The sequence below is a fragment of the Brenneria roseae subsp. americana genome (genome assembly GCF_003115815.1).
Taxonomy (GTDB): Bacteria; Pseudomonadota; Gammaproteobacteria; order Enterobacterales; family Enterobacteriaceae; genus Brenneria; species Brenneria roseae.
This window is the reverse complement of the sequence record NZ_QDKJ01000011.1, coordinates 46,422-72,045: the sequence shown is the minus strand read 5'-3', so window position 1 is coordinate 72,045 and position 25,624 is coordinate 46,422. Positions and strand designations below refer to the sequence as shown.

26 protein-coding genes are annotated in these 25,624 nt (G+C 48.5%); 6 read left to right on the top strand and 20 right to left on the bottom strand.

The genetic code is table 11. The annotated features are described in order from the left end of the window. Positions 1 to 188 precede the first annotated feature (188 nt). From B4923_RS14565 to B4923_RS14555, 3 genes are all read left to right on the top strand, one after another. Positions 189 to 554 (top strand): HMA2 domain-containing protein, encoded by a 366-nt coding sequence (locus B4923_RS14565; protein ID WP_245929599.1) that lies wholly within the window; start codon positions 189 to 191, stop codon positions 552 to 554. A 335-nt stretch (positions 555 to 889) separates the two neighbouring features. Beyond that, positions 890 to 2,281: an NAD-dependent succinate-semialdehyde dehydrogenase gene (locus B4923_RS14560; protein WP_109055087.1), complete on the top strand. Its 1,392-nt coding sequence runs from the start codon at positions 890 to 892 to the stop codon at positions 2,279 to 2,281. Between the two features lie 10 nt (positions 2,282 to 2,291). Beyond that, positions 2,292 to 2,837 (top strand): NADPH-dependent FMN reductase, encoded by a 546-nt coding sequence (locus B4923_RS14555; protein WP_109055086.1) that lies wholly within the window; start codon positions 2,292 to 2,294, stop codon positions 2,835 to 2,837. 122 nt (positions 2,838 to 2,959) lie between these two features. On the opposite strand, the gene B4923_RS14550 is transcribed toward B4923_RS14555, so the two are convergent. The 11 genes from B4923_RS14550 to B4923_RS14500 form a co-directional block, all read right to left on the bottom strand. Further along, positions 2,960 to 3,727, bottom strand: coding sequence for a sulfite exporter TauE/SafE family protein (locus B4923_RS14550; protein ID WP_109055157.1), 768 nt, complete (start codon positions 3,725 to 3,727; stop codon positions 2,960 to 2,962). Between the two features lie 280 nt (positions 3,728 to 4,007). Further along, entirely contained in the window at positions 4,008 to 4,781 is a 774-nt protein-coding gene (locus tag B4923_RS14545; RefSeq protein WP_109055085.1) for a DUF3750 domain-containing protein, read from the bottom strand. A gap of 472 nt (positions 4,782 to 5,253) precedes the next feature. Beyond that, entirely contained in the window at positions 5,254 to 6,159 is a 906-nt protein-coding gene (locus B4923_RS21100) for a hypothetical protein (RefSeq protein WP_109055084.1), read from the bottom strand. Positions 6,160 to 6,181: 22 nt separating this feature from the next. After that, the gene (locus tag B4923_RS14535) at positions 6,182 to 7,228 is read right to left on the bottom strand and encodes a porin (protein ID WP_109055083.1); all 1,047 of its coding nucleotides are present in this window, start codon (positions 7,226 to 7,228) and stop codon (positions 6,182 to 6,184) included. Between the two features lie 195 nt (positions 7,229 to 7,423). Then, positions 7,424 to 8,794 carry a C4-dicarboxylate transporter DcuC gene (gene dcuC / locus B4923_RS14530; RefSeq protein WP_109055082.1) on the bottom strand — a complete coding sequence of 457 codons (1,371 nt, stop codon included), beginning with the start codon at positions 8,792 to 8,794 and terminating at the stop codon, positions 7,424 to 7,426. Positions 8,795 to 8,803: 9 nt separating this feature from the next. Next, the gene (locus tag B4923_RS14525; protein WP_109055081.1) at positions 8,804 to 9,640 is read right to left on the bottom strand and encodes an alpha/beta fold hydrolase; all 837 of its coding nucleotides are present in this window, start codon (positions 9,638 to 9,640) and stop codon (positions 8,804 to 8,806) included. Positions 9,641 to 9,780: 140 nt separating this feature from the next. After that, positions 9,781 to 10,638, bottom strand: a complete 858-nt coding sequence (locus B4923_RS14520; RefSeq protein WP_109055080.1) for a MurR/RpiR family transcriptional regulator — start codon at positions 10,636 to 10,638, stop codon at positions 9,781 to 9,783. Positions 10,639 to 10,903: 265 nt separating this feature from the next. Then, positions 10,904 to 11,110, bottom strand: a complete 207-nt coding sequence (locus tag B4923_RS21335) for a hypothetical protein (RefSeq protein WP_109055079.1) — start codon at positions 11,108 to 11,110, stop codon at positions 10,904 to 10,906. A gap of 157 nt (positions 11,111 to 11,267) precedes the next feature. Beyond that, positions 11,268 to 12,146: a DMT family transporter gene (locus B4923_RS14510; RefSeq protein ID WP_109055078.1), complete on the bottom strand. Its 879-nt coding sequence runs from the start codon at positions 12,144 to 12,146 to the stop codon at positions 11,268 to 11,270. A 15-nt stretch (positions 12,147 to 12,161) separates the two neighbouring features. Next, complete coding sequence (locus tag B4923_RS14505; RefSeq protein WP_109055077.1) at positions 12,162 to 13,511, bottom strand: aspartate aminotransferase family protein; 1,350 nt, start codon at positions 13,509 to 13,511, stop codon at positions 12,162 to 12,164. 2 nt (positions 13,512 to 13,513) lie between these two features. Then, positions 13,514 to 14,572 carry a phosphotransferase gene (locus B4923_RS14500; protein WP_109055076.1) on the bottom strand — a complete coding sequence of 353 codons (1,059 nt, stop codon included), beginning with the start codon at positions 14,570 to 14,572 and terminating at the stop codon, positions 13,514 to 13,516. A 274-nt stretch (positions 14,573 to 14,846) separates the two neighbouring features. Here B4923_RS14500 and B4923_RS14495 point away from each other — a divergent pair, with 274 nt between their 5' ends. Next, positions 14,847 to 15,593 (top strand): GntR family transcriptional regulator, encoded by a 747-nt coding sequence (locus tag B4923_RS14495; RefSeq protein ID WP_109055075.1) that lies wholly within the window; start codon positions 14,847 to 14,849, stop codon positions 15,591 to 15,593. A gap of 18 nt (positions 15,594 to 15,611) precedes the next feature. Here B4923_RS14495 and B4923_RS14490 read toward each other — a convergent pair whose 3' ends face one another. From B4923_RS14490 to B4923_RS14475, 4 genes are read right to left on the bottom strand one after another with little or no spacing between them, the layout of a single operon-like run. After that, positions 15,612 to 16,367 carry an amino acid ABC transporter ATP-binding protein gene (locus tag B4923_RS14490; protein ID WP_109055074.1) on the bottom strand — a complete coding sequence of 252 codons (756 nt, stop codon included), beginning with the start codon at positions 16,365 to 16,367 and terminating at the stop codon, positions 15,612 to 15,614. A 19-nt stretch (positions 16,368 to 16,386) separates the two neighbouring features. Then, entirely contained in the window at positions 16,387 to 17,070 is a 684-nt protein-coding gene (locus tag B4923_RS14485; RefSeq protein WP_109055073.1) for an ABC transporter permease, read from the bottom strand. 3 nt (positions 17,071 to 17,073) lie between these two features. After that, the gene (locus tag B4923_RS14480) at positions 17,074 to 17,784 is read right to left on the bottom strand and encodes an ABC transporter permease (protein ID WP_109055072.1); all 711 of its coding nucleotides are present in this window, start codon (positions 17,782 to 17,784) and stop codon (positions 17,074 to 17,076) included. A 35-nt stretch (positions 17,785 to 17,819) separates the two neighbouring features. After that, positions 17,820 to 18,593: a lysine/arginine/ornithine ABC transporter substrate-binding protein gene (locus B4923_RS14475; RefSeq protein WP_109055071.1), complete on the bottom strand. Its 774-nt coding sequence runs from the start codon at positions 18,591 to 18,593 to the stop codon at positions 17,820 to 17,822. 39 nt (positions 18,594 to 18,632) lie between these two features. Between B4923_RS14475 and B4923_RS21220 the strand changes: the two genes are divergently transcribed. Continuing rightward, complete coding sequence (locus B4923_RS21220; RefSeq protein ID WP_281261842.1) at positions 18,633 to 18,764, top strand: hypothetical protein; 132 nt, start codon at positions 18,633 to 18,635, stop codon at positions 18,762 to 18,764. A gap of 124 nt (positions 18,765 to 18,888) precedes the next feature. Here B4923_RS21220 and B4923_RS14470 read toward each other — a convergent pair whose 3' ends face one another. From B4923_RS14470 to hxlA, 5 genes are all read right to left on the bottom strand, one after another. Then, complete coding sequence (locus B4923_RS14470; protein WP_109055070.1) at positions 18,889 to 19,410, bottom strand: 5' nucleotidase, NT5C type; 522 nt, start codon at positions 19,408 to 19,410, stop codon at positions 18,889 to 18,891. Positions 19,411 to 19,433: 23 nt separating this feature from the next. Further along, a complete protein-coding gene (locus tag B4923_RS14465; protein ID WP_109055069.1) occupies positions 19,434 to 20,588 on the bottom strand; it encodes a mannitol-1-phosphate 5-dehydrogenase in 1,155 nt (384 codons plus the stop codon). Positions 20,589 to 20,647: 59 nt separating this feature from the next. Then, positions 20,648 to 22,576, bottom strand: a complete 1,929-nt coding sequence (locus tag B4923_RS14460; protein WP_281261841.1) for a PTS mannitol transporter subunit IICBA — start codon at positions 22,574 to 22,576, stop codon at positions 20,648 to 20,650. Positions 22,577 to 22,658: 82 nt separating this feature from the next. Beyond that, positions 22,659 to 23,219 carry a 6-phospho-3-hexuloisomerase gene (gene hxlB, locus B4923_RS14455; RefSeq protein WP_109055155.1) on the bottom strand — a complete coding sequence of 187 codons (561 nt, stop codon included), beginning with the start codon at positions 23,217 to 23,219 and terminating at the stop codon, positions 22,659 to 22,661. Positions 23,220 to 23,237: 18 nt separating this feature from the next. Next, a complete protein-coding gene (hxlA, locus tag B4923_RS14450; protein ID WP_109055154.1) occupies positions 23,238 to 23,867 on the bottom strand; it encodes a 3-hexulose-6-phosphate synthase in 630 nt (209 codons plus the stop codon). Between the two features lie 284 nt (positions 23,868 to 24,151). Here hxlA and B4923_RS14445 point away from each other — a divergent pair, with 284 nt between their 5' ends. Continuing rightward, positions 24,152 to 24,925: a DeoR/GlpR family DNA-binding transcription regulator gene (locus B4923_RS14445; protein WP_170116066.1), complete on the top strand. Its 774-nt coding sequence runs from the start codon at positions 24,152 to 24,154 to the stop codon at positions 24,923 to 24,925. Positions 24,926 to 25,624: the final 699 nt, after the last annotated feature.

The following is a 25,624-nucleotide window of genomic DNA, read 5'->3' as shown; positions in this document are numbered from 1 at the left end:
ACACAAAAACCCTACAAACATAAAGTTATTATCAGCCGGTGTGGTTTTGATTCTTTGCGGTTTATCAAGTGGTTCTGGCTTTTGTCAGCCGGAGGGCAAAAAAACAGCAGGTTTACCGGCAATAAGTGGACAAGTTAATATTGGTAACGTAAATTATTCGCATTACAATTTTCATGTTCGAGGTTGCCATGACCCCCTACCTGCACCAGACCCAGAACCGCGTTCGCGTCCGTTCCGACTATATTCAGCGGAACCCCAAACAGGTAGAACACGTTGTTCGGCAACTGGCGCAGTTGGATGGTGTGCAGGAGATAACCCATCGTATCTATGCAGGATCGGTGGCTATCTGTTTCGATAGTCGAAAGGTCGCTGTCGAACAATTGCTTGAGAAGTTTGAGCAGCTTGGCTGGCTGCGTTCGGCCAAAGACAGGGATTACATCGACAGCACGATTCGTCGCGGCGCAAAAACCTTGCTGAAAGGCCTGGCGATCGGCGCCTTGAAACGCACCGTGGGCGGCCCGATTATTACGGCAGTGAGCGTACTGGCCCGCTAATAGATTCAACCCGCGTTACTACCACCCGCCATTGAAATTTAAATTTTCCCGGCCGGACGTCAATACCATAAAACCCGCCCTATCCGATGAAACGATCGGATACCGGCGCCATGCACGCACCGCCCCGACGTTGCAAATACCACCCAGAAAATTCACTTCACGACCGTGATAAAGCGTATCATAGCCAGATGACACGGTTATACGAATCCTTGTCTATTATGACAGAGAGAAAACGTCAATCCTCGGTACATTCTGCCTCATCACGCAGGTAGTGCGATCGCCGAAACTCATGTGAGCACCATACTTTCGAACATCTTGTTTTCAGGAGGTTTACAGTGGGATATGCAACAACCAATCCGTATACGGGCGAGGTCATCAAAACGTTCCCAGACGCCACTGACGCGATTGTCGCGGACGCCATCACAAAAGCGCATAGCGCCTTTCTTGGCTGGAAAAACGCCTCTTTTTCAACTCGTGCGGCAATATTGCAAAAAGCCGCAGACCTGTTGCGCCAGCATAAAGACGAATTCGCACGTTTACTGACGTTGGAAATGGGGAAACTGATTGGCGAGGCGCATGCAGAAGTCGAATTGTCTGCCCAAATCTTCGAGTATTATGTCCACAACGCAGAACGTTTACTGGCGCCGGAAACGCTCCCCGTCGCCAATCCGAAAGAAGCGACGGCGCAGATTGTCCATGAACCGTTAGGCGTGCTGCTGGCTATCGAACCCTGGAACTTTCCGTATTACCAGATTGCCCGCATTATTGCACCGCAGCTTTCCGCGGGTAACACCATTCTCCTGAAACATGCGTCGAACGTACCGCAAAGCTCCGCCCGCTTTGAACAATTGATGAAAGAGGCGGGATTGCCGGACGGCGCCTTTACCAATCTGTATGCCACCCGTGACCATATTGACATGATTCTGAACGACCCCCGCGTTCACGGCGTAGCATTAACCGGTTCAGAAGGCGCCGGAGCAATGGTAGCCCAGCAGGCGGCCAAAGCCCTGAAGAAATCGACGCTGGAACTCGGCGGCGCCGATGCGTTCGTCGTTCTGGCCGATGCCGATTTGGAAAAATCAGCGAAATGGGCCGTATTTGGCCGTCACTGGAACGGGGGCCAGGTTTGCGTGTCCTCCAAACGAATGATCATCGTTGACGCGGTATACGACGAATTTCTGGATCGCTATACACAGGGTGTCGCGGCGCTACGCGCAGGCGATCCGTTTGATGAAAACACTACGCTGGCCCCGCTCTCTTCACAGGAAGCGGCCGATGAAGTAAAACAAAAAATCCAGCTGGCCGTGTCTCACGGCGCCGTCGCGCTGGAAGTCGGCCCCAGCGTGCCGCAACAAGGCGCTTTCGTTCAGCCGACGATCCTGACGGATGTGACACCGGATAATCCGGCTTATCACATGGAATTTTTCGGTCCGGTGTCCATGCTATTTCGCGCCAAAGATGAAGATGACGCGATCAACATTGCCAACGATTCGCCCTTTGGCCTTGGCGGCTCCGTGTTCACGCGCGACACGGCGCACGGTGTGGAAGTGGCAAAACGAATCTCAACGGGGATGGTGTACATCAATCACCCGACGCGGGTGAAAGCCGACCTGCCATTCGGCGGCGTTCGTCGTTCGGGCTACGGACGTGAACTCACCGGTTTGGGAATCAAAGAGTTTGTGAACCACAAATTAATTTCTATTGTCGATATTGATGCTGAATTTTAAGGACAACACGATGAGCACGATTAAACTGTTAGGTATTGCAGGCAGCCTGCGGAAAGCCTCTACCAACCGGGGGCTGCTGCGTGCAGCCCAGTCTGTTCTTCCGGCGGGAGTTTCACTGGAAATCGCCGATCTATTGGATGTGCCCTTTTACAACGCCGACCTGACCGACGTGCCCGCATCCGTACAGCGTATCGCGCGTCAGGCGCAAAACGCCGACGGCTTCGTTTTCGCCTGTACCGAATATAACTATTCCATGGCGCCCGCACTCAAGAACATCCTCGACTGGCTTTCCCGTCTTCCCGATACTCATGTTCTGGACGGCAAACCGGCCGCCCTGATGGGCGCCGGCGGCGGGATGGGAACGTCCCGCTCACAATACCATCTGCGTCAAACCTGCGTTTTCCTGAACATTCACCCGCTGAATAAGCCGGAAGTGTTCTCGAATGCCTTTGCCGGTAGTTTTGACGATCAGGGTAATCTGCAAGACGAGAAAATCGTGGCATTGATTACTGAACAAATGAAGACGCTTGCAGACGTCATTGCGCAGCAAAAATAATCCACGCATCTCCTCGAATGCCGTCTGTCAGCGCCCGTTATGGCTGAAAGACGGCATTTTTCTTTCCTCTGCGCTATCTCAACAATCAACATTTGTTCTTGCCGGTAACGTAGCAACGCCTTTTATTTCAGTACCAGCATCGTGATCCCCACGCCGACGAGGACCAGACAAAATGCGGCGCGCAGATAAACAACCGGCAGTTTGTGTGCTAATGCAACGCCCCAGGACACGCTGAATATGCCGCCCAGCGCCAGAGGAATACCGATAAGCCAGTCGACGTTACCCGCCTGCGAATACGAGAGCAGCGCCGCCAGCGCCCCCGGAACAACCAATATCAGCGCCATTCCCTGCGCCTGCGTCTGAGCGAATGCAAACAGCGTGACCAACAGCGGAACCACCACCAGCCCGCCGCCCACGGTAAAAATGCCCGACATCACCCCGCTCGCCACCCCCAGTAAGGGCAGGTATCTGGTTGATAACACGATTTCCGGCGCTTGATTACGCTGCCGGTTATACCACTGCCACATGTAGTACGCCGCCAGCAGGAGTAAAAAGATGGCAAAGGCACGCTGAAGGTGGTAGACGTCGATCGACGATGCGATATGCGCCGCAAGGTATGAAGACACCGAGGCAAAGACGCACATGATCAACGCCACCCGCCCATCGATTCTATTACGCTGTCGATAGCGCAGAAACCCAATCAGAACATTGGGCGTAATCATGACCAGCGCGGTTCCCTGAGCAAGGTGCTGATCCATATTGAAAAGGATGCCTAATATCGGAATGGCGATCAATCCTCCGCCAATGCCAAGCATTCCCCCACAAACTCCCAGCCCAACCCCCAAAAGCAAACACAATAAAATATCGCTGAAAACCATTAAGCTAAACATAACGTAATGAAATGACCCGTGTGGTGAGAATATCTGGAGCAACCGCTTTTCAGGCAGGTAAACAAAGGTCATTCCGGCGGCACACCGACGCCATGAATACTCAATGTCCTTTGTCTGTCAGGAAAACCACCAGATGTAACCAAATTACATCGTTACATAAGAAATGTGACAACAAGCTGAACTACATCAATTCACGTAGTAGTTTTTTATCGCTTCCTGCCGTCTTCAGGCTCAGATTTTTTATGGCGTTGAGAAACAGGAAAGCGCCGGCAAACCAGACTCAGCTTTTATTCTTTTCCACATTGTCATAACCCAGTCGGCCGATAAACGGTAAGCGCAGCGCCGGGGGATTAACATCTACGCCAATATTCATCCCCAGAATGTTGGCCTCAATCCCCTCTTCCACACCTACCGTCACGCCAAGAACTCCCAGCAGCGATATCTGTACCCCCTTGCCCGACGGCGGTAAGCCGATGAGATGCGTTATCGTTCGGTAATCTTTACCGATGGCATTGGCGGGCAGATCCAACTTCAGTTCCGGCACTTCCCGGCCGATATGAGCAAGAAACGTATTGCTGTTCGGCCCCGGCCAGGCGCGATAGGTATGCGGCCAGGGATAGCTTTCAATCGCCGCTTCGATCCGCGGGATCATGGCTTCCGCCTCGGCGCCGCGATGCGTCACCAATAGCTTCGGCATCGAGCCATACCAGAATCCATCGGGATTGGCATAGTTGCGGCGAACGACATTATCGCTGCCCCATCTGACCACCTCGTAGCGACGATATTGGCTTTCCCCCGCGTGCTTGAGAATGATCCACGGATGGACCGCGACCAGACCGCGCCAGCCATAGGTGGGGGCGGCATAAACCTGAACGATCGCGATATCGCGAAACTGTACCGGATTTGGCGCCACCCCGGCAGAATCGCGCCGGGACGACCACCAGTTCTGGCCGCCGGACGCCCCTTCGCTCCGCGCTGAATGTGCCCAACTCTGCCAAAATGACAGCAGCAGGACACAGATAAAACCAAGACCCAACGCTTTAAGGTACGTCATATATCAACTAACCCACTGAAAAGGAATTGAACGAAACGAACATGACTGACCGCACGTTTCCGTATGCGATAGCGGTTAAAAATTCACCTGGGCAGTTTACAGTGAGTTGGCAGACAGATTAAAGCGTCGGTTAACATCTTGACCAAGCTTTACTTTATGCTTGCTTAAACCGGTAAAGAGATAAGACAAGTGACATCCGAAGCGGTCAGCAGGTCATACTGATTAACCGCATGGGGGCAATTCAATGGAGCCGGTCATGCCCAGGGACAGTGCCGGTTAGTGCGTCCGGGCCCGGCCAGTTATGCAACCGGCGCGGTCGCGTCCGGACGGCGTATTTTGCGTTACGGATTTGAGAGTTATTACTTCCTTTATCAACGCCGCGTGTGCCGGGTAAGCGCCGCCAGCCTGATTTAGCTGGCGGCACGCCCCCAGAACGTTGATATCTTCGTTTATGGTTTCCTGATAATTTCCGCTATGGCTGCACGTTAAACACGCCATGCTGTTCAAACCAGGCAAACTGTTCAGCGCCGTAGGCTGACATCTTGCTTCCGCTATGGCCAACGTCCGGCAGGGTAGTAAACTGCCAGTTGAAATCAACTTTATAGCGTTTAGCCTTCTGCTGGCCCGTGAGATAGTAGGTTTGCGCCCGTTCAAGCCGGCTATCGCCTTGCGCCATTGCCTGATAAGAACGGCGCAGCAATGGATGATACGGATCGTTATCCTTCGCGCCTACCGTGATCAACACGGGCTTGGCAAAATAGTCCGCCAGCTGTTTTTGCGTCACCTTAACCGGCGCCTGATCCAGACCGTAGGGCCAGGGATTTTCCACATCAGGCATAGTCCACCAGCCTGCGGCGGCGCAAATTGCGGCTTTTACTTTCGCCTCAGGAACAAACGTCATCATCCGATGGACAAACTGACAACCGGCGCTGTTACCAAACAGATAATAGCTTTTCTGCTGGGTAATCCCCTGCTTTTGCATATCGGCAAACAACCGGTCAATAACGCTGAATGCCCACGCCTCCCGGGGATTGGGGGTATTCGTCTGTTTATTTTCCATATTCCCCATATTGTAACCGTCAACCCCGGGATAATCATCCGTTGAGAAAAGTGGCGCGATCACAATTAGTTTATTTTTTCTGGCATTCTCGATCCATGAATCACGATATTCAGCCGCATTACGATTTAACCCGGTGAGGACAAATACAACCGGCGTATCTTTAGTGGCGCCCGCGGGCTTGTAACTAAACACCTCCATTTTGTTGCCGTTCTGCGGTAATTCAACGCTGAAACTGCCGCTTTCCGCCGGTAATTCCGCGCCGTAAGCAAAATTCATCGTCAGGGTCAGAAAAATAATCCAGCCAGCTTTGTTTTTCATTTTTTATTCCTTCACTCATGGATTAGAAATCGTAACGCAATCCGGCTATCCACAGATTTTCAGCGGAGTCGTAACTTTCCCGTTCATCATAAATCCAGGTTACGGAGAAGTGGATATTCCTTTTCAGCCGGTATTCAGCTTCTGTCACCCACTGCCTGCGATGTACATAGTTATTCTTTGTTTCAATCAGTTGAGAATAACCACCGCGTAACGCGATTTTATCGGTAAACCAATACTCGGCTAAAGAATCGAACACGTCATAATCAATATCCGGCCGCCCCTGGCGCTCATAGCTTTGCCTGCCGATATTGAAGGCGAGCAGGGCTTTGTCATAATTCAATCGGATACCCGCGCCTTTTTGACTATAGTCGGTATAATTACCGCTGAGCGTCGTGTTTTTAGGATCTTTGGTCAGTGACTGCCAGGCAATAACCGGCTTGATCTTTAACGGCTTGCCGGCGATTTGAATATCAAAGGAATAACCCAGACTGGCCATATATCCATTATCAATCGTGCTGTCTGCGGCGCCGTTGCCCATCACATACGCAAGGCGGACATCCACCCCTTTATTCTCATACTCATACTGGATCGTGCCGTCCTGCCGGTTCCATTGCCAGGATGAATCAATGCGGCTACCCACCCAGTTTGAATAGACATTGGCGGTGTAATTCATATACCGATCGGTCAGCCCCATCCACTGATACATCGGATTGCGGGTACGACCGACCATGATCTTGCCATAATCCTTACTGCCAACGCCGGCATAAGCGTAGCGAACATCCCAGTTATCCTCCGTATTTTTGGTGTCATTCTTTTGCGTGGTAACCTGCCATTCCAGTTTACCGAACAGGTTAAAGGACTCATCCAGCTTTTGCTGTGCCTCAAAACCCAGTCGCCCGGTCAGGTTGGTGGCGTTAGTATTATCGTTCGTCCATCCATTGCCAATTTGCGCTTCGATACGGCCATAGATATCCAGTCGCGTATCTTTATTGTTATATACGGTTACTGCATGAACAGAGGTGGTAATAAAAAAGAGTACAGAGGAATAAAAAACAATATATTTTTTCATTATATTATCCTGTCATTGATAAATAACATACCTCATACAACATCGATAATTGTGTTATTTTTAAAGAAAGTTATTATTTTTATCACGGTTAAGCATCCCGTTTGAAAACGCAGGATTTATTACCCTGAAATCCGGGCATGTATTAATAAATAGACGTATTCTATTCTTTATCTTTTTTTATAATCGGTTCACCTCTCAATTAAGAAAGCCATTAATAATTAACATCGTCACCATACCGCCAAGCGCGGGAATCAGCGTTCTGCGGACAATCATAAATGGCGAGCACTCCCCGGCTTTGCTGACGGCAATGATCACCCCCGCCACGGGCGAGATGGATCGGCCCATTCCGGCCATCAACTGCATAGGCAGAATCATATTCACTGCGCTTTCACCAAATTTGCCGGCAATACCTGGCGCAAGACCTGAAAACGAGAAAAACGCCGCAACGCCCGATCCCGTTAGCGCGGCCGTGACGCAGACCAAAATCGCCATGACAACGGTCATACTGCCGAAACCAAATCCTGCGGTCTGCACCGTCTGTATGATGAAATCCACCGCGCCTATAATTTGTAGTCCCTGAGCAAACACATCGGCACAGACCAGCAGCGATACAATGCTGGCAAACATCGATCCCATGCCTTTGAAAAAGACCTGAATGCCTTTGCACGCCGCTTTAAAGTCCCGTTTCAATAACAGTTCGCAAAAAAACGCCAGCAGGGTGCCGATAATCATCGCGGTGACGACATCAATCTTTATGGTGCTGACCACCAGCGGGCTGAAGACGATCACCAGAACAACCGGGAAGACAGGCAGAAAAGCATAAAACGCCGGAACCCTGATCTCGTCTTCATTTTTTGGCTGCTCGTCAGCTTGCTGAACCACCACGTGCCCATCTTTCGCATCAAAATAGCGTGCGGTGAAGTATGTCAGTATTGAGACCGTCAGCATGACGCCGATAGCCACCGGCAGCTGATAATGGGCAAAATACACCGCGGTTTCCATACCGGCGTGTTTCGCCGCCAGATTAGCCGTTCCCACCGCCGGGCCGAGATCCATAAACGCGGACATGCCGATCATTGATGCGGCCGCCGCCTTACTGACCCCTAGCCTCACCAGCACCGGGAAAAAAGTGACCAGCAGCAGCATGGCAAGCCCTGCCGCGCTGGATATCGCGACATGAAGTAACTGGGATAATATGTATCCGATCGAGAGAATGACGTAGGGAGCCTTTATCATCCGCAAAGGTTTGATACACATATTAACCATTGAATTAGAGGCCTTGATATGATCCATATAATCGGCAAATCCGCCCGCCGCCATAATGATCAAACCAATACCCGCCACCTGCGTCGTTAAAGACTCTTTGACAAACGCGAAAATATCCCCGCCAACCCAACCAATCGATTTCGCCTTGCCGTACAATATAGATTGTTCAGGAAAAAAGATTATCGTAATTAGCAATAAACTTAATCCGGCCAAAAGCAGCACAGTTTGTGGTTGATAATTTTTTATAATAAAATAAGCGGCAAATATTGTAATCAATATTCCTATTATAAATCCAGCCATCTCATCCCCCTATTGTATTGAGTTATTGGATATAAAATCCCTAATCAGAGAGCTATAATATTCTGGCGCCTGGAAATAAGGCGCATGCGCCAGACCCGCCATTTCAATATGTTGAGTAAAAGGAACTAAAGAAAGCAGCTCCGCTTTTAACTTCGGCTGAACGACACGATCTTTTTCCCCGGTTAATATGAGTGTCGGGACGGCTATTTTGGGCAGCAGCGGGCGATTATCGGCAAGCTGCAACATGCGCGAGGCACGTCTGAGACCTTCCGGATTAGTTTCAGAGGCAATGTTTGCCGCATATGACAAAATCAACTCGGGGATATCAGGGAAAGGTAATAAATCATGCGCCCGGTTCCAGCCATAAGCCTCAGGACCAATCTTAGCGAGTTCCTGAAGACGTTTTTCCAGTTTTTCTGAGGGCGGCGCGGTTTCGGGGTCCCCATAGCCCGGATGGGTACAGGATAATACCAGGCGCTTTACCGTATCAGGATGTCTGGCGACATAGCGACTGGCAACCGTCCCGCCCATCGAGTGCCCCACGATGGAGATTTTTTTCTCGCCGCAATGCTGAATAAGTTCATGTAATGCTTGTTCGTAAGCCCCGATATCCGCCTCAACCAGCGTGGAATCGCCATAGCCCGGCGCATCCCATGCAATGACGTTATAAGCAGGAGACAACTCGGCAAACTGGAATGGCCATGCTTTGGAACTTCCCAAAAGACCGTGTAAAAAAATAATGACTTCGCCATCCCCGGAAGAGCGGAATGACAATTTCCCCTGAGACGTGGTAATAATCTGTTTTTCAGGGCAAGCCGGTACTATTTTTTTATTTCCATCACTCATAATTCAAACCTCTTTTGATAGAGAACAGCAAAAATTTATCTGTAATGTTTATTGCAGTGATAATAGAGAGCCATCTGTTTATAGACAGATACTCACATATAGGAATTAAACCAGATGTTGACTTTTAAAATATTTAATCACTATTTATTAAAGACATTAAACTCCTCAAATAATGATTCCATGACGTCAAAATTATTACCGAGTTCATTTCCTGTTACTTCGCCCATATAATTAACCAGCGCTTCAACAAGAACAAACCCGGAACTTCGGCTATTAAAAAGCCCGCCATGTTGACTATCCATAAGTAGCAATGCGGTGGCAAAATGGCTGAACGGATTCACATCACGGTTGGTGATCACCACCGTATCGCCCCGGTTCTGATGAAACCACCTGACCAAGCGCGTAGTCACACTGGAAAACCGATAGTATGATATTGCCAACAAGACATCGCCCTTGCGCGAATCGACCAGCTTATGCGGCAGGTTAGCAATATTCGCATCCAGTAAAACGATATCTCTTTTGATATACCTCCCCAGCAGATAAAAATATTCCGCTAGCGAATGTGCGGTGGCGCTCCCAATAACATACAGTCTTTTTTGCGGATCGCAGATCAGATCAACGGCTTTTTCCAGATCCTTTTTATTGATTTTCTCCAGCGTATTGTTAATGTTTTCAGATATTTTACCGAAATATCCTTCAATATACTCCGCCCCGCTGTTGATGTTGTTTTCTCTATTAAATCTTTCTATTGGAGAAATATTTCTACGCAGTTCAGGTTTATTCGTGGACTGTTTAAAATCCTGAAAGCCATTAAACCCGATTTTTATCATAAAACGCCCCAGCGTTGATTTTGCAATGTTTATTTCCTTACAAATATCAATAACTTTACTGTAGGGTATCGACAGAAAATGCTTATCAAAATAAGCAACAATGCGTTTATCCGTTTCCGTCAGATTATCCAATTGAGCAATGCGTTGAGAGAATTCTGTTTTGTTCATGTTGTTCTTCCCCCTTGCGTAAATCTCTTTGGTATTAATAACCCAACTGAAGAGATAAAAAAGGGGAATTAATAATTCCCTCTTCAGAAATGTGCGTTATATCTCATCCACTGGAATTCACTCGATCAATCACCTGGCTCATCGCTTTCTATCGGGCATTGACTATTATTATCTGTCAGGGTACGGAAACAGGCTCGCCGCCACCATTCATTTTGCAATGTTATGGTCGCGGTTACGATTGTCTTATCTGTTCATCGTCTGCATTTCATGGCTCAATTGGCACAATATCTCCTTGTTCTTTAATCATTTCCCGCGTTTTCGGCGCACTCGATTTCCGCACCGGCGTCAAACCCTGTGCATTGCGTAACAGTACCAGCCGTACCGGAGCCCCTATACCTATTTGGCGATAGGTCGATAGCAGACCTATCGCCATTGTTGCAACGCCCATCCGACTAATGGCCAACACCAGCACGAATTTTCGTCCCAGCCGATCGCCAAGGCCGAAGCAACGTGCTGTCTGACTTGCTTCTGATCTACGATTTCATCTGTCGAATCATCGCTAAATAGGTTTAAACTTCTTATATCAAGTGTCTGGTATTCATTTATAATGTTTTAAAAACGTTATTATTTTAACTAACAATAGTTTTCCCTGGTGTTTTGAATATGTCTTTAAGATTAACTAATGCAATGAATATTCCTCCAACAATAAGCCCGGCGCCAATTAACTTATAATGATTAAGGCTGTCGTCAAGCAAATAGGCTCCCATGAAAATGGCAAATACAGGACTCAATAAAGAATACGGCATCACTTTATTCACTGGATATTTTTTTAACAGCCAGTACCACAGAGAATAGGCGATAACCGATGAACCAATCGCACTGTAAAGTACCGCGAACCATCCCCGCCAGGATGAGTGAATCAGTGAGGTTAATTGGTCGTGCTCACATATCAACGAAGCCGTACCGACCATCGGGATCGCAAAGAATGACAACCATCCAGCCATCGTCAACGGATGTATGGCAGGAGAGCATTTCACGATAATATTGGTGATGGCCCATCCCCAGGCGCTGGTCAACAACAGGACCAATGCCAGCCAGGATGCCAACGATGGGCTGCCAGCCAGGAAAAAGACCCCCGAAAGCGAAAGCAAGATCCCAATAACCTGAATCAAACGGAGTTTTTCTTTGAGGAACAGCGCCGCCATGATCATGGCAAAAGGCGTACCCAGTTGAACGACGATCGCCGCTGTTCCTGCATCGGTATAGCGGAGTCCCACAAATAACAGAGAAAAATGCATAAAACCGAAGGTAAAGGCCAGCAGCGATACGGTGCGCAATTGCGCCCGGTTAATTCGGGTAAAAGGCACGACGACAGCGGCAACCACAACAAATCGCAACAACGTCATGAACAACGGCGGCAATTCCGTCACGCCTACTTTAATCGCCACGACATTAAATGCCCACATGGCGACAACACCTATAACGATCAAAACATGACGGAATGCCACGATAATTCCTTAGGTTTAACCCATGACTGATTTCAGCGTATCTTCAAAAGCGTTGAGCAGCTGATCGGCATGCTCCTGCCTGAACGTTAACAGGGGACGAATTTTCAAGCTATTCCCACCCTTACCGGTCGTACTGATCAACACCCGACGCTCACGTAGTTCGCTAACCACTTGCCGGGTTACTTCGGGGTCCGGTTCTTTACTCCTGCTGTCTTTAACAAACTCCACCACATGGTAAAGTCCTGCGCCGCGCACATCGCCTATCCGGGAGTAATTTTCAGCAATAGCACGGAAACCATTCAGAAGATAGTTGCCTATAATTCTGGAATTTTCTTGCAGATGTTTGGTCTGGATTTCATTTAATACCGCCTGTGCGGCAGCGATGCAGACGGGATTGCCGGCGAACGTGTTGAAATAGCGAACCTTACGCCCAAAATCGTCCAGCAGTTCGGGTTTGGCGACAACACCCGCAATCGGCAGGCCATTACCCATTGGTTTCCCCATCACCACCAGGTCTGGAACAATGCCATGACGCTGGTAGCCCCACATATGACTGCCGGTACGAGCGAAACCTGGCTGCACCTCATCAGCGATGTAAACGCCGCCATATTGATGCACCACCGCGAGAGCCTTCTTCAAAAATCCTGCCGGTTCCGTCAGCAGACCGTCGGTAGAGAATATGCTGTCCGCGATAAATCCGGCGAACTTGATACCATGCCGATGCATGTCTTTAATGGCGGCTTCAATATCGTCCGCCAGACGCTGGGCGATATCTACGCCGTCGCCCGCACGCCAGGCATCGGGAGCACGAACCGTTCTGACATGCTGATCGACCGGCACATATTCGCCCATCGTGGTGGAGATCGCCGCAACGGTCGTGGTAATGCCGTGATAAGCATAATCCGTGACTATTATCCCGGTACCGCCGGTGTAAAATTTGGCAATACGCAATGCAAGATCAACGGCTTCACTGCCGGTACAGGTATACATTACATGGCCAAGTTCAGAGTCAAACGTATTCAGCAACTGCTCTGAATAGTCGAGTATGTCCTCACTCATATAACGGGTGTGCGTATTTAATATGGCCAGTTGTTTGGCAACGGCTTCAACCACCGCGGGATTACAATGCCCAACAGAAGGTACATTGTTATAACAGTCAAGATAGGCATTGCCTTCGGCATCATAAAGAAAGACGCCTTCGCCTCGCACAAATTCCACCGGATGTTCGTACATTAACTTATACGAGGGACCGAGTAATTTCTGCCGGCGAGTCACAATATTCTTCTCACGTTGATTCAATTCGTTCAGACGTGAAATATCAAAGCCATTTTGCATACCGGCTGTCGCGGAAAAAGACTGAGGCATAACTACTCCTTACAGACAGACTGAAATAATGAGCGCATGTCATTCACGGGCGCCGCCAGCAACTGTTCCAACTGCAACCAGCTCATGGAGGTATTTCTTAAAATATATTGCCGGTTTTCAGGGAACTGCTGTGCGCGCCACTCGGTAATAACAATGCGGACAAACATACGGATCAGAATCAAATCAAACATCAGGCTGGATTCTGCTGGCGTCAGAGGAATAACCGAGGTATAGCCATCAATAAATGCCAGGGCCCCCTCAAGCAACGTTTCATCCAGCCCAAGCTGGTAGCTTGCCCCTACCGCAATATCGTTGACGATCGCGGTATATACCGAATCGCCGAAATCGAGAATTGCCGTAACGTTATCGGTATAGCGGGGATCCACTAATACGTTATCCCCATTCAAATCATTATGTACGACGCTTTTTCGCAAAGACGGCAGTCGCGGTTTAACCCGCCGCTCGAAATTATCGAGGCAAAAATTGAGCATGGCCTGCCGTTCCGGCGCGATCACGGCAGACATATAGCCACGCAGTAGCGAGGCATGCTGGATATCCCAAAGCAAAACATGGTCCTGCCCGGGGTGTTTAAACCCGGATAATATCCCGGTCAGTTTGCCACCCAGCCGACCCAGATTGCGTTTTTGTTTCGCAGTCTGGGGCGCGTTTGCCATCAGCATTCCTTCCAGGTAGCTGACGACACGAACCGTGCGCTGTTGCCCGAGACAGTCCAGACTAAGTTCATAGTCTCCACTTATTGCCGGAATAACCTTTTGAATCGGAAACTCTGGCGCTTGCTCGTTGATATAACGCATCATTTCAGTCTGGAAATTACTAACCAGCGGCTCTTCACTTGGATGAGTGAATTTGATTATGTACTTATCAGCATACTCGGTACCCACCAGAAAGGTCTGATCGCGCTCACTGTGCAGTTTTTTCACTTCCTTGTGGATTGCATAATGCCGTTTCAGGACTAATTCGGCAAAGCAGAGATCGATATCACTCTGCTTTGCGGTTAATGCTTCTGAAGCATTCTTTTCGGATATCATATTCTCTGACATGAGTAAGCACCGTTGATTATTGTTCAGTGATATATTGGCATATCAGGCATCTCAAATAAAGCCATTAATGGCTTAAATTGCGAGTTAAAAGCCAACCATAAGAAAAAAGAATAATAAGCTTTGCCGGATTTATCGGCTTGATCATCAGGCTGTTGCCTTTTCAGTTGAAAACAAAAAGAGGATGACCTTTTTCCATCTGTTTCCGACCACCATTCGTGATATATTGGTATGCATTAATTTTTGCACTATAGCCCGGCTTTCATGAGGTGTATCAATGAGTTTCCTTTTCTCCACAGATATGCTCGACCATCGTTTACCAAAGACCATGCAGGTCTTCACCCTGATGCGCGATGCCATCATAGCGATGCGTCTTCCGCCTGGTGAAATCATTCAGGAAAAGGAAATTGCCGCACAGCTTGGTCTGTCCCGGACTCCCGTGCGCGAGGCTCTACTCTCCCTGGCGGCCCAAAACCTCATCATTGTCAGGCCCAATCAGGGAACCTTCGTTAGTCCCATCGACATTAAAATGGTGCTTGACGGTCAATTTTTACGTGAATCCCTTGAGCCGCGGATTGCCCGTCTGGCCGCCCGCGTCTTCAATGAAGAAATGGCGATTGAATTTGAAGAGATAATCAACCGCCAAAAATTTGCAGCCTCTGGCGAAAATACCAACTACTTCTTCGCGCTTGATGATGCGTTTCACAAGCTCATTGCCAAGTGCGCTAATAAGTCGGAAATCTGGCTGACGCTTCACGGCGGCACCGGGCATCTGGACCGTGTCCGCCGTCTGGCCTTCTCTGTAGAACAGCATTACGAATCGGTTATCAAAGAACACAGCGCCCTTTATCAGGCCATACGCGATCGTAATGAAGATAGCGCACATAAACTCATGACAATCAATCTCGAAATTTACGATAGCCTGATGATATTGTTGGAAAAACACCGTCACTACTTTGAAAAAAACGATGCGCTTCTGGCCCAGCTGGAAACAAAATCAGGGCTGCAACAGCTGCTGGGGTAAACATATTGCCTGCATAACTTAGTGCGAAATCTGTCCAATAAACTGACGAGCCCGCTCTGATTGCGGATTGGTGAAAAAGACGTTCGGGGTACTGATTTCTATAATCTGCCCCTGATCCATAAAAATCACTCTATCCGCAGCCTTACGGGCAAAATCCATTTCATGCGTTACACACATCATGGTAATTCCACTTTCAGCAAGTGACAGAATGACATCAAGCACTTCTTTCACCATTTCAGGATCCAAAGCAGAAGTCGGCTCGTCCAAAAGTAATACCTGGGGCGACATGCAAAGAGCTCGAGCGATAGCCACGCGTTGCTGCTGGCCACCTGATAACTGACTGGGATACTGATCTATTTTATGATCCATCCCCACCTTGGTCAGATGTTTGACCGCGCTTTCATGAGCTTCCGTTTTTGACAATTTCAACACCGACTGCGGCGCAAGCATGCAGTTTTCCAACGCCGTCAGGTGCGGGAACAAGTTGAAACTCTGAAATACCATCCCCGTCTCGCAACGCACTTTATCATCTCCGGTACGGGTGACGCCCAGATCGGTGCCATTAACCACCAGCCTGCCTTCCTGATATTTCTCAAGACCGTTCACACAACGGATCAGTGTGGATTTTCCACTACCGGAAGGTCCGCAGACGACAATTCTTTCGCCTTTAGTGATGTTGAGGTCGATATTATTCAAGGCGTGATAATCCCCATACCACTTATTCACACTAAGAAATTGAACAATGATTTTATTGTCTGAAGATTTTGAGTTCATTATCACACCTACGCTATTTTCAGGCTTTAGTTAAATGTTTAGATAAACGCTGACTTATCAATAAAATTATCCGGCGTATTATTTCCACCATCACCAGATAAATAACCGCAGCCCATAAATAAACCTGGAAATCAAACGTTCTGGAGAATGCCAGCGCAGTGGTTCCCATCACTTCCATAACCGTGATGGTACTGGCAATAGCTGAAGATTTGAGCATCAGGATAAGTTCATTACCCAATGGCCGCAGCGCAATAATTGCAGACTGGGGTAAAATGACCTTCAGAAAACCGTCGATTCTACTCATTCCGAGGGCATAAATCGCTTCCTGCTGTCCAGCAGGTACAGACTGTATTGCGCCACGCCATATTTCCGTCTGATAAGCGGCGGTATTCAGGCTAAAGGTGAATATCGTGCACCAGTACGCTTCACGGAAAAACCACCATAGTTCGATATGCTGAAGTTCATGCCGGAATTGTCCGGCGCCATAATAGACAAGGAATGTTTGCGCCAGGAGCGGCGTACCGCGGAAGAAATAAATATAGACATATGCCATCTTGCGTAAAAAGCCAAGAGAAGATAGCCGCATAGCCAAAATTAAAACAGAAATAATTGCCCCGATAAAAACAGAGATCAGGACGATATTTAACGTTAATCCCAGCCCCGCCAACATTCGGGGTCCATATTGTTCCAGAAGCTCTAACATGGTTTAACCCCGTACATAGAATCTGTTCGTGCGGCGCTCAAGAAAGCTGAGTATTACTCCCGAAACCGCCGAAAACACCAGATAAATGGCACAAGCCAGCGCATAAAAGAAGAAAGGCTCTTTGGTTGAATTTACCGCGACATAGGTTTGCCGCATCAGGTCCGATAATGCAATCACCGATACCAGTGAAGTATCCTTCAACAACACCAGCCAGACATTCCCCAATCCTGGCAAAGCAATTCGCCAAATTTGCGGCAGGGTGACGCGGAAATAGCTGCTCTTCGTTGATAACCCCAGGGCATAAGCCGCTTCATACTGTCCTTTTGGAATAGTCCGTAAGGCGGTGTAAAAAATTTCACAGGAAAAAGCGGAAAACACGACGCCCAATGCAATCAGCCCGGCAATAAAACCATTTATCTGCGGCGTTTCCCACCCCATGGTATCGCTGAAGCTTTTGATCGCCAGTTGAGAACCATAATAAATAATAAAAATAGTCAGCAACTCAGGAAGCGCCCTGAATATCGTGCCGTAAATGACGCACAGTTTCTGTAACCATAATTTCTGGCTATTCATCCCATTTGCCAGAAGCAAGCCGGCAACAAGACCAAACGGCAATGTTGCCAACGCCAACTCGATCGTAAGTAATGCCCCGGAAAGGATGGGCTTAGCCCATCCTTCACTTCCAAAAGACAAATAGTTTAAGTAATCAACCATAGCGTTACCTACGTTTGTGCACCAATCAAATCATATTACTTGATTGAGAAATCGAAATATTTCTGGTTGATTTTGTCGAATGTGCCATCCGCGATAATTTCTTTGATTGCGGTATTGAATTGATCCCGCAGATCGGCGTCCGACTTACGAATACCAACCCCTTTTCCTTCTCCCAAATACTTCTCATCGCGTACATCTTCTCCAACAAATTTACAGCAGCTGCCATCCTTTGATTTCATCCAGTCGGAAAGAATCGCGGCGTCGGAAAACACTAAATCAATGCGTCCGTTCGCCAGATCCATATTGGCATCATCAACCGTTTTATACAGTTTTACGTCAGTGTCTTTATATTTGTCTTCGAGATAGGAAGCCTGGGTCGTCGATCCCTGAGCGCCAACGGTCACGTCTTTAAGAGCCTCCGGAGAGGTAGTCGTGATCTCACTGTCTTTGGCTGCGATGAAACGAGCCGGGGTGGCATAATATTTATCGGTGAAATCGATCCTTTTCATACGCTCGGCGGTAATAGACATGCTTGCGACGATCGCATCATATTTACCAGACATCAGTCCGGGGATCATCCCGTCCCATTCCTGAGAAACGATGCTGCATTTTGCTTGCATCTTCTCGCAAAGCGCATTCGCTATATCAACGTCAAAACCGGTAAGTTTTCCGTTTTCAATATAGCTGAAAGGCTTGTAGGTGCCTTCCGTCGCAATGCGAATTTCCTTCCACTCTTTCGCGCCTGCCTGGAATGATACAAGACCCGCGGCAACCAGAACACCAACAGCCAGCTTGCTTAATGTAGTCATAATAGCCCCCACCTTGTTTTGATATACTGATATATTGTTATGCAAGAAGAAGGCCAAAATAAAAACAGTGCATTTCCGCCAGATTATGGTTTATTTCCGCAAAAAATCATGACTGATTTGCCCAGCGGTGGTGCAATCGCACCATTCCGAAACATTCATTCACGCGCTTAAAAGGTAATATGTTTTGGAGATAACCCGATTTACAATCATCAAACTCACAGCCTTAACTGATTACGATCCCTCTTTGGCGACCGGGTCCCCACGCCCCCCCATTGCCACAACGGATTAATTGGCATTACAAAAACAGTTCAGCAACATCATTCCAGTTATTCACGCGCCGACATCCCGTTACATAAATATTGTGCGGGGCGGAAAATAAAATACCTTCCCCGGTAAAATCCACGAAATGTCGGGCGTTATCGTCGATCAGATAATCCGCTTGTAAAATCCCCTTGTAGCCACAAAAAACAATGTGTAAAGGATCAACAAAAGGAAAGTGCTCTCTGAGCCAGTGGAATTTCGCATTAAATGACCAGGGAAACTCCATCGCTGCCGTTGTGATGAAAACATCATATTTCAGAATCAGTAGCCTAAGCGTTTCCTGACTACCTTGTATTACCGGCAAATCGCCGAAGAAATCGGGCTCTCCGATCATCTGGTTAATTTCTTCGCGCAGATCCGGACGTAGTTGCTGAATCGTATGACCCTTCAGTTGCTCCAGCGTTAATGTTTCACCGAAACGACGATTAAAAGCCGCCACCATCTTCACATTGAAGTCTGCGATGACTTCATCCATATCGACCGCGATCCGCGCCATTTTTCCTCCTGGGGTAAACGCCATCAGGCATCACTTTTGAGTTCGGCATAACTACATTCGATCAACTTCAGTAACGGGTGCGCAGCAGACAGACCGGTGTGGAACTGTAAAGTCTCGCTGAGACCGTCCCGAGTAATTTGTTCCTGAAGCGTCTTTGCTTCAGCATCTCCCGCGTCATGGTACAGACAGGCGGCGGCTATTGCCGTGGCAAGTCCCTTCGGCTCTATCCCTTGCTCATAAGCGCCCAGCATCGGCACCATGAGCCGTTCGCCATGGCTGATTTTACGTACTGGCGCACGGCCGACACGCGCCACGGCATCGTCTATCCACGGGTTGGCAAAACGAACCAGCGTCGTTTCCAGATATTGCTGATGCTTTATCGGGTCAAGCCCGTGTTTGGCAATCAGAAAGGCGGCGGTTTCAGCCAATACCTGCCTGGCCAGGGATAAAACACGTTCATCTTTGAGAGCTTCGCGAACCAGAGGATAGCCGTACAGCGCGCCCAGCCAGGCAATCGCTATATGCGTGGTATTAATGGTATACAGTTTGCGCTCAATATAAGGGGTGAGATCGTCCACCCATGACAGCCCCGCAATCTCCGGTATTTCACCTTTATACTGGGAACGATTTACATCCCATTCCTGATAGAGTTCCGTGTTCACCAGCAATTTATCCGCGTTATGTTGCACTGGAACGATGCGATCCACCGCGGCATCCGGGAAACCGGTAAGCATGCCCACCTTTTCCCTAACGTCCTTATCCAGACAATCGATAACATATTTCCTTAATGCCGAACTTCCACCGACCATATTTTCACAAGCAATAATATTGACTGGCGTATGATTAATTTCCACCCGCTTAGCCAACCCTTTCGCAATGGATGGCGCGATGACCGGCAGTACATGCGGGCCAATAGCGGTGGTAATCAGATCGGCTTCGCTTATTAATTGGCTAAGAGTTGATTCATCGGCAATATTTATTGCCGACACCCCCGTCACCGGTTCACTACTTTGCTGATCCCCGACAAAATTGACCATATAAGTTTTACGATGATTAATCTCGTCAATAATTTCATTATTGATATCGACAAAGACCACTTCGTAGCCAGATTTCGTCAGATTCAATGCAATGAATCCCCGGCCTATATTTCCCGCACCAAAGTGAATGGCTTTCTTCATTTTTCGGTTCCTCGCAGAGCATGCATATTCGTACTCCGGAATTAACACCAGACTGGGTTTTACTCTTTTTTACCAGGATTAAGTATGTCCATAACGTCCCATTTATTTTTGGCTCCAATCAGCCGCGCAATCATCTCTTCATGCTCAAGAGCATTAGTCAGTTGCGTGATGACCTGAATATGTTCATTATTTTTTGCGGCTATCCCAATTATCAGGCGGGCGATGTCCTCTTCGTTTTCACCGAATTTCACACCGTCCGGGTACTGGCAGAAGACAATACCGGTTTTCAGCACCCGATCCTTCGCAGAATCGGTGCCGTGGGGAACCGCAATGGAGTAGCCCAGGTAAGTCGGCGTCAGCTTTTCTCTCTCCAGCATGGCCTCAACATATTCGGATTCAACATATCCGCCCTTGACCAGTTGCTCTCCCGCGAACCGTATGGCTTCCTCTTTGTTTGTCGCGTGAAGATTGAGAAAAATATGTTCTGCGGTCAGAGAAAATAATGCAGGATCTTCCGCCGCAGCCGTTGGTCCCCCCTTGTCCAGGGAATCGGCCTGGCTGTGCGCCGCTCGCAGTTTTGTCACCAGTTCGGAATAGAAATGTCCGTCCAGAAAATTGGTCAACGACAGATGCTGAGCGCCGGGCGAAACGCGGCGGGCATTGTCTGTCAAATCCCGGTGCGTAATCACCAGATCCTCATCTCCCGCCAGGCTATTCACCGCGCTATACGTCACTGCAAGGTTCGACAGGCCGGCTTCGCTAACTTTCTTGCGCAACATGCCGGCCCCCATCGCACTCGACCCCATCCCTGCGTCGCAGGCCACCACGATTTTCCGAATCGCCGACACCTCCCGCAGGGTGGCTATGGTCTGCACCGCAGCAGCGCGGCCCGCACCAAACGCTTCCTTACCCTTGAGTTTCATTTCCTGGACTTTCGTTCGGGAGCTGGCAAAATCGTCTTCCCTACTGCGGCTTAGTTTCAGCAGTACAGAACCGATGACAAAAGACACCACGGTTCCGGCAAGAACCCCGGCGATTGTTCCGGTAAATCCTCCTCTGGGCGTCATGGCCAAATAGGAAAAAATACTGCCAGGGGAAGGAAACGCAACCAGACCGGCGTTGAAGAACATGAAGGTGATTACACCGGCCATTCCCCCGATGATCATCGGGATAATCATGATCGGTTTCATCAGCACATACGGGAAATAGATTTCATGAATCCCGCCGAGGAAATGGATAATAACCGCCGTTGGGGCGGATTCTTTGCTGGCGCCTTTACCGAACAGCCAGAATGCCAGTAAAATGCCCAGCCCTGGCCCCGGGCTGGTTTCGAGCATAAAGAAAATGGATTTTCCGCCATTCGCCAGCGAGTCCTGAAGACCCAGAGGCGCATAAATTCCTTGTTCGATAGCGTTATTCAGGAACAAGACTTTTGCGGGTTCATTCACAATCGACAAGAGGGGGAGATATCCTGTTTTGACCATGAACTGGATGCCATCCATTAGCAACGTATTAGCCTCAAGAATGACTGGACCGATACCTTTGTAAGCCAGCAGGGCCAACAGCATGCCGATAATGCCGAGAGAAAAATTATTGACCAGCATTTCAAACCCGGCGGGGACTTTGCCTTCCATCAGTTTGTCGAATTTTCTGATGATGTAGCCCGACAGTGGCCCCAGCACCATCGCGCCCAGAAACATGGGGATATCCGCACCAACAATCACGCCCATCGTGGTAATCGTACCGATGACGCCACCGCGTTCACCTGCGATCGCCTTACCGCCGGTATAACCAATCAGCAACGGCAGGAGATACTTAATCATCGGTCCCACCAATTGAGCCAAATGGGCATTGGGAATCCACCCGGTGGGAATGAACAACGCAGTAATCAAACCCCAGGCGATAAAAGCACCAATGTTGGGTAATACCATCCCGGAAAGAAATCCGCCGATGGCCTGTATACGCTCTCTTTTTCCGGACATTTTCATAATTATTAGTCTCTTAGGGTACGGTAAGAACGATAATAAAAAGCCAGATCAGTCCGGCTTCTTCATTTGCCTGATTATTGAATTATTCGAGGTTGGCATGCCGTTTGAACATGGTGTCGGAGTCTTTGCTTTTCTTTTCCATCAGCTTAAGGATGAGAGTGTCAAGGAATAGAAACAGACTCTGTTCAAACAAAGAGCCCATCGGTTGAATGGACGTCAGGCCGTTATCGGCTTTGGCTTTCGGCGTCGGCGCCGGAATTCGCACCGTAATATCCGCCAGTTTGCCAATACTGGACTCAGGGAAAATAGTGACCAGGGCGAGTTTGCCGTGCAGCGCTTTCGCTTTGGTTGCCATCGTCACCAGGCTGCCTGTCTCTCCGGAGCCGGATCCAATCAGAAGCAGATCTTCCGGCTCAAGGTTAGGCGTTACCGTCTCTCCAACCACATAAGCATCAAAGCCCATGTGCATCAGGCGCATAGCAAATGCCTTCACGGCGAAACCGGAACGACCTGCGCCGGCAACCAGGATTTTCCCAGATGCGAGGATACGCTCGGCCAGATTTTCCGCCTGAGTATCGTCAATCTGGGATAAAGTCCCCTGCAATTCCCTGAGGATTTTTTCTGAATACTTGGAGCCATTCATAATATTCACTTCTTTCAATCAGTTGTGAATCTTTTCGGCAATCGCGCGAGCCTCTCCGACGGGGTCCGTCGCCTTACAAATGCCGCTGCCAATAATGGCGACATCCGCACCGGCCTGGTGATACTGTTCGATAGTCGTCAGACCAATCCCACCGGCTACATAAATCACGGACTGTTTGCTACAGGCTTTAATCACTTTCAGGTCGTCCATAGGTGTACGCCCGGCTGCCTGCTGATCAACACCGGTATGCACGGCCAGCGCGTTAACGCCAGCATCTTCCAGTTGCGCCACTCGCGCTTCGAGCTCAGGCACGCAGATCATGTCGATGACCACGGTGCCGCCAAAAGGCTCGGCGGCTTTCAGGCAGGCTTTTACGGTAAGCATATCGGTAACGCCCAATACAGTGATGGAATCAGCTCCCGCCGCAAAGGCCAGGTGCGCCTCATAATCTCCCGCATCCATGATTTTGGTATCCGCCAGAACATGAAGTTGCGGGAAGCGTTTCTTGATGGCGCTCACAGGAACCATCCCATCCTGAATAATGAAAGGGGTCCCCACCTCAACGATATCGATGTACGGATGAACGTTATCCAGCAACGCCAGCGCATCACTCAGTGAAATATCATCCAATGCCAGTTGTAATTTCATTTTCCCAAACCTTATTTGCGATATTTGGATATTTACAATATAATTAATTGCGATAAATAGCATAATCACAACATATTTATTGCGATTATGGTTGTCAAATCCAAAAATACAAAATGCAAACAGGATCACAAACCTGGGGTGAACGCGAATGATTACCTGATGACGGGTAGCGGCGGAACGGTATGGTTGATTATTATGGTGGACGGAAAGGCAAATTCGGGCCGAAACCCGGAGATCTGTATGCCATCGAGTATTTGCAGAGAACAGGAATAAGGAATATCGGCATGTCGCTAAGTTCTGCCCAGGAAAGACGTAATCATCTGGCTGAAGTGCTGATCACGGAAGGCAGTGTCCGCGTCGGCATTCTGGCCGAGCGCTTTAACGTGTCAACAGAAACCATCCGAAAGGATCTGATCGAGCTGGAGAAGCAAGGGATTGTCAAAAAAAATCATGGACGGGCGGTTCCCATCAGCAATTTTCTGGAGATAGAACGACCATTTGATAAAAAAAGCAATGAAAACACGGAAATAAAGAACAAGCTGGCCCAGGCTGCACTGGAACTTGTTCCCGACGGCGGCGTGGTGGTGTTGGACACTGGCAGTACCGTATACAGCCTTGCCAGACTACTTGCGCTGAAGAAAAATCTGAAGATTTTCACCAATTCGTTGACCAGCGCACAGGTTTTGGCTTCCAGCAGCAACGACGTCTATCTGCTGGGCGGCAAATTAAGAAGCACCAGTATGGGGGCGGTAGGAACCTGGGGAGTCAGCGGAATCAACAGCATACGAGCAGACGTTGCTTTTCTGGGAACGGACGGATTCTCCGGCACGACAGGCCCTTGTACCGTATCCTACGAAGAAGCCGAACTGAAAAAGGCAATGGTTGACTGCGCCAAAGTCAGAGTGGTTGTCAGCGACAGTACCAAATTTGATATTGCGGGCCTGTTTAAATTCAGCGAATGGAGCGAACTGGATCATCTGGTGACCGATAACAGAGCCCCTGCCCCCGCGCTACGGCGGCTTGAAGAATTTCTGAACATCATACAGGTTGTGGTGTAACCCTCCCCCATTAAGCGGTAAGACTAAATGCAGGGGGACTACAACAGATCAAACGATGCTATCCGCGCCGCAATCAGCGGCTCTTTATCCGCCCGTCTCAGTACGCGTTTAACCTGCCAGGCTGCCCCTCACAAACAGTCGGATTTCGACCTCAGGCTCTTCCTGGCGACAGAATGCCACTCGGTAATCAACTCCATTTCACACGCCTAAGATTTATTGCTTTACTTTCAATAAGTTAAAACACAAGGCATAAAAACGGGGGAAATAAAAAAATTATACGGAACATTTTTGTTGATATTTTGGAACAAAATCATATTAAGTTCGAAAAACCTGCCATTCAATCTGAACACAAAAAACGAAACGGTTAACTGTCAGGAACAACTTGATAAAACACATTTGAAAATTTCATACTATTTGAATATTTTCATATAGTTAAACAAAAAAACAAAAATGAGGAAGTTGCCCACAACATGGGCACAGTTTAGGTGCATACATGCAAGGTAGTTTAGTTTCTGAATCGAAATGCATTTAAAAAATCATTTAAGCTCATAAAACTAAAATAAAAACCCTTATATCCCACAAAATAATCATTAATTTTTATTGGAACTAATAGTTCCAATTATTGATTTAAACTAATATTACCTTTATGCTCAGTCCATAGGAAAGGGCAACAATCATCATATGAATCCGATGCGGCGG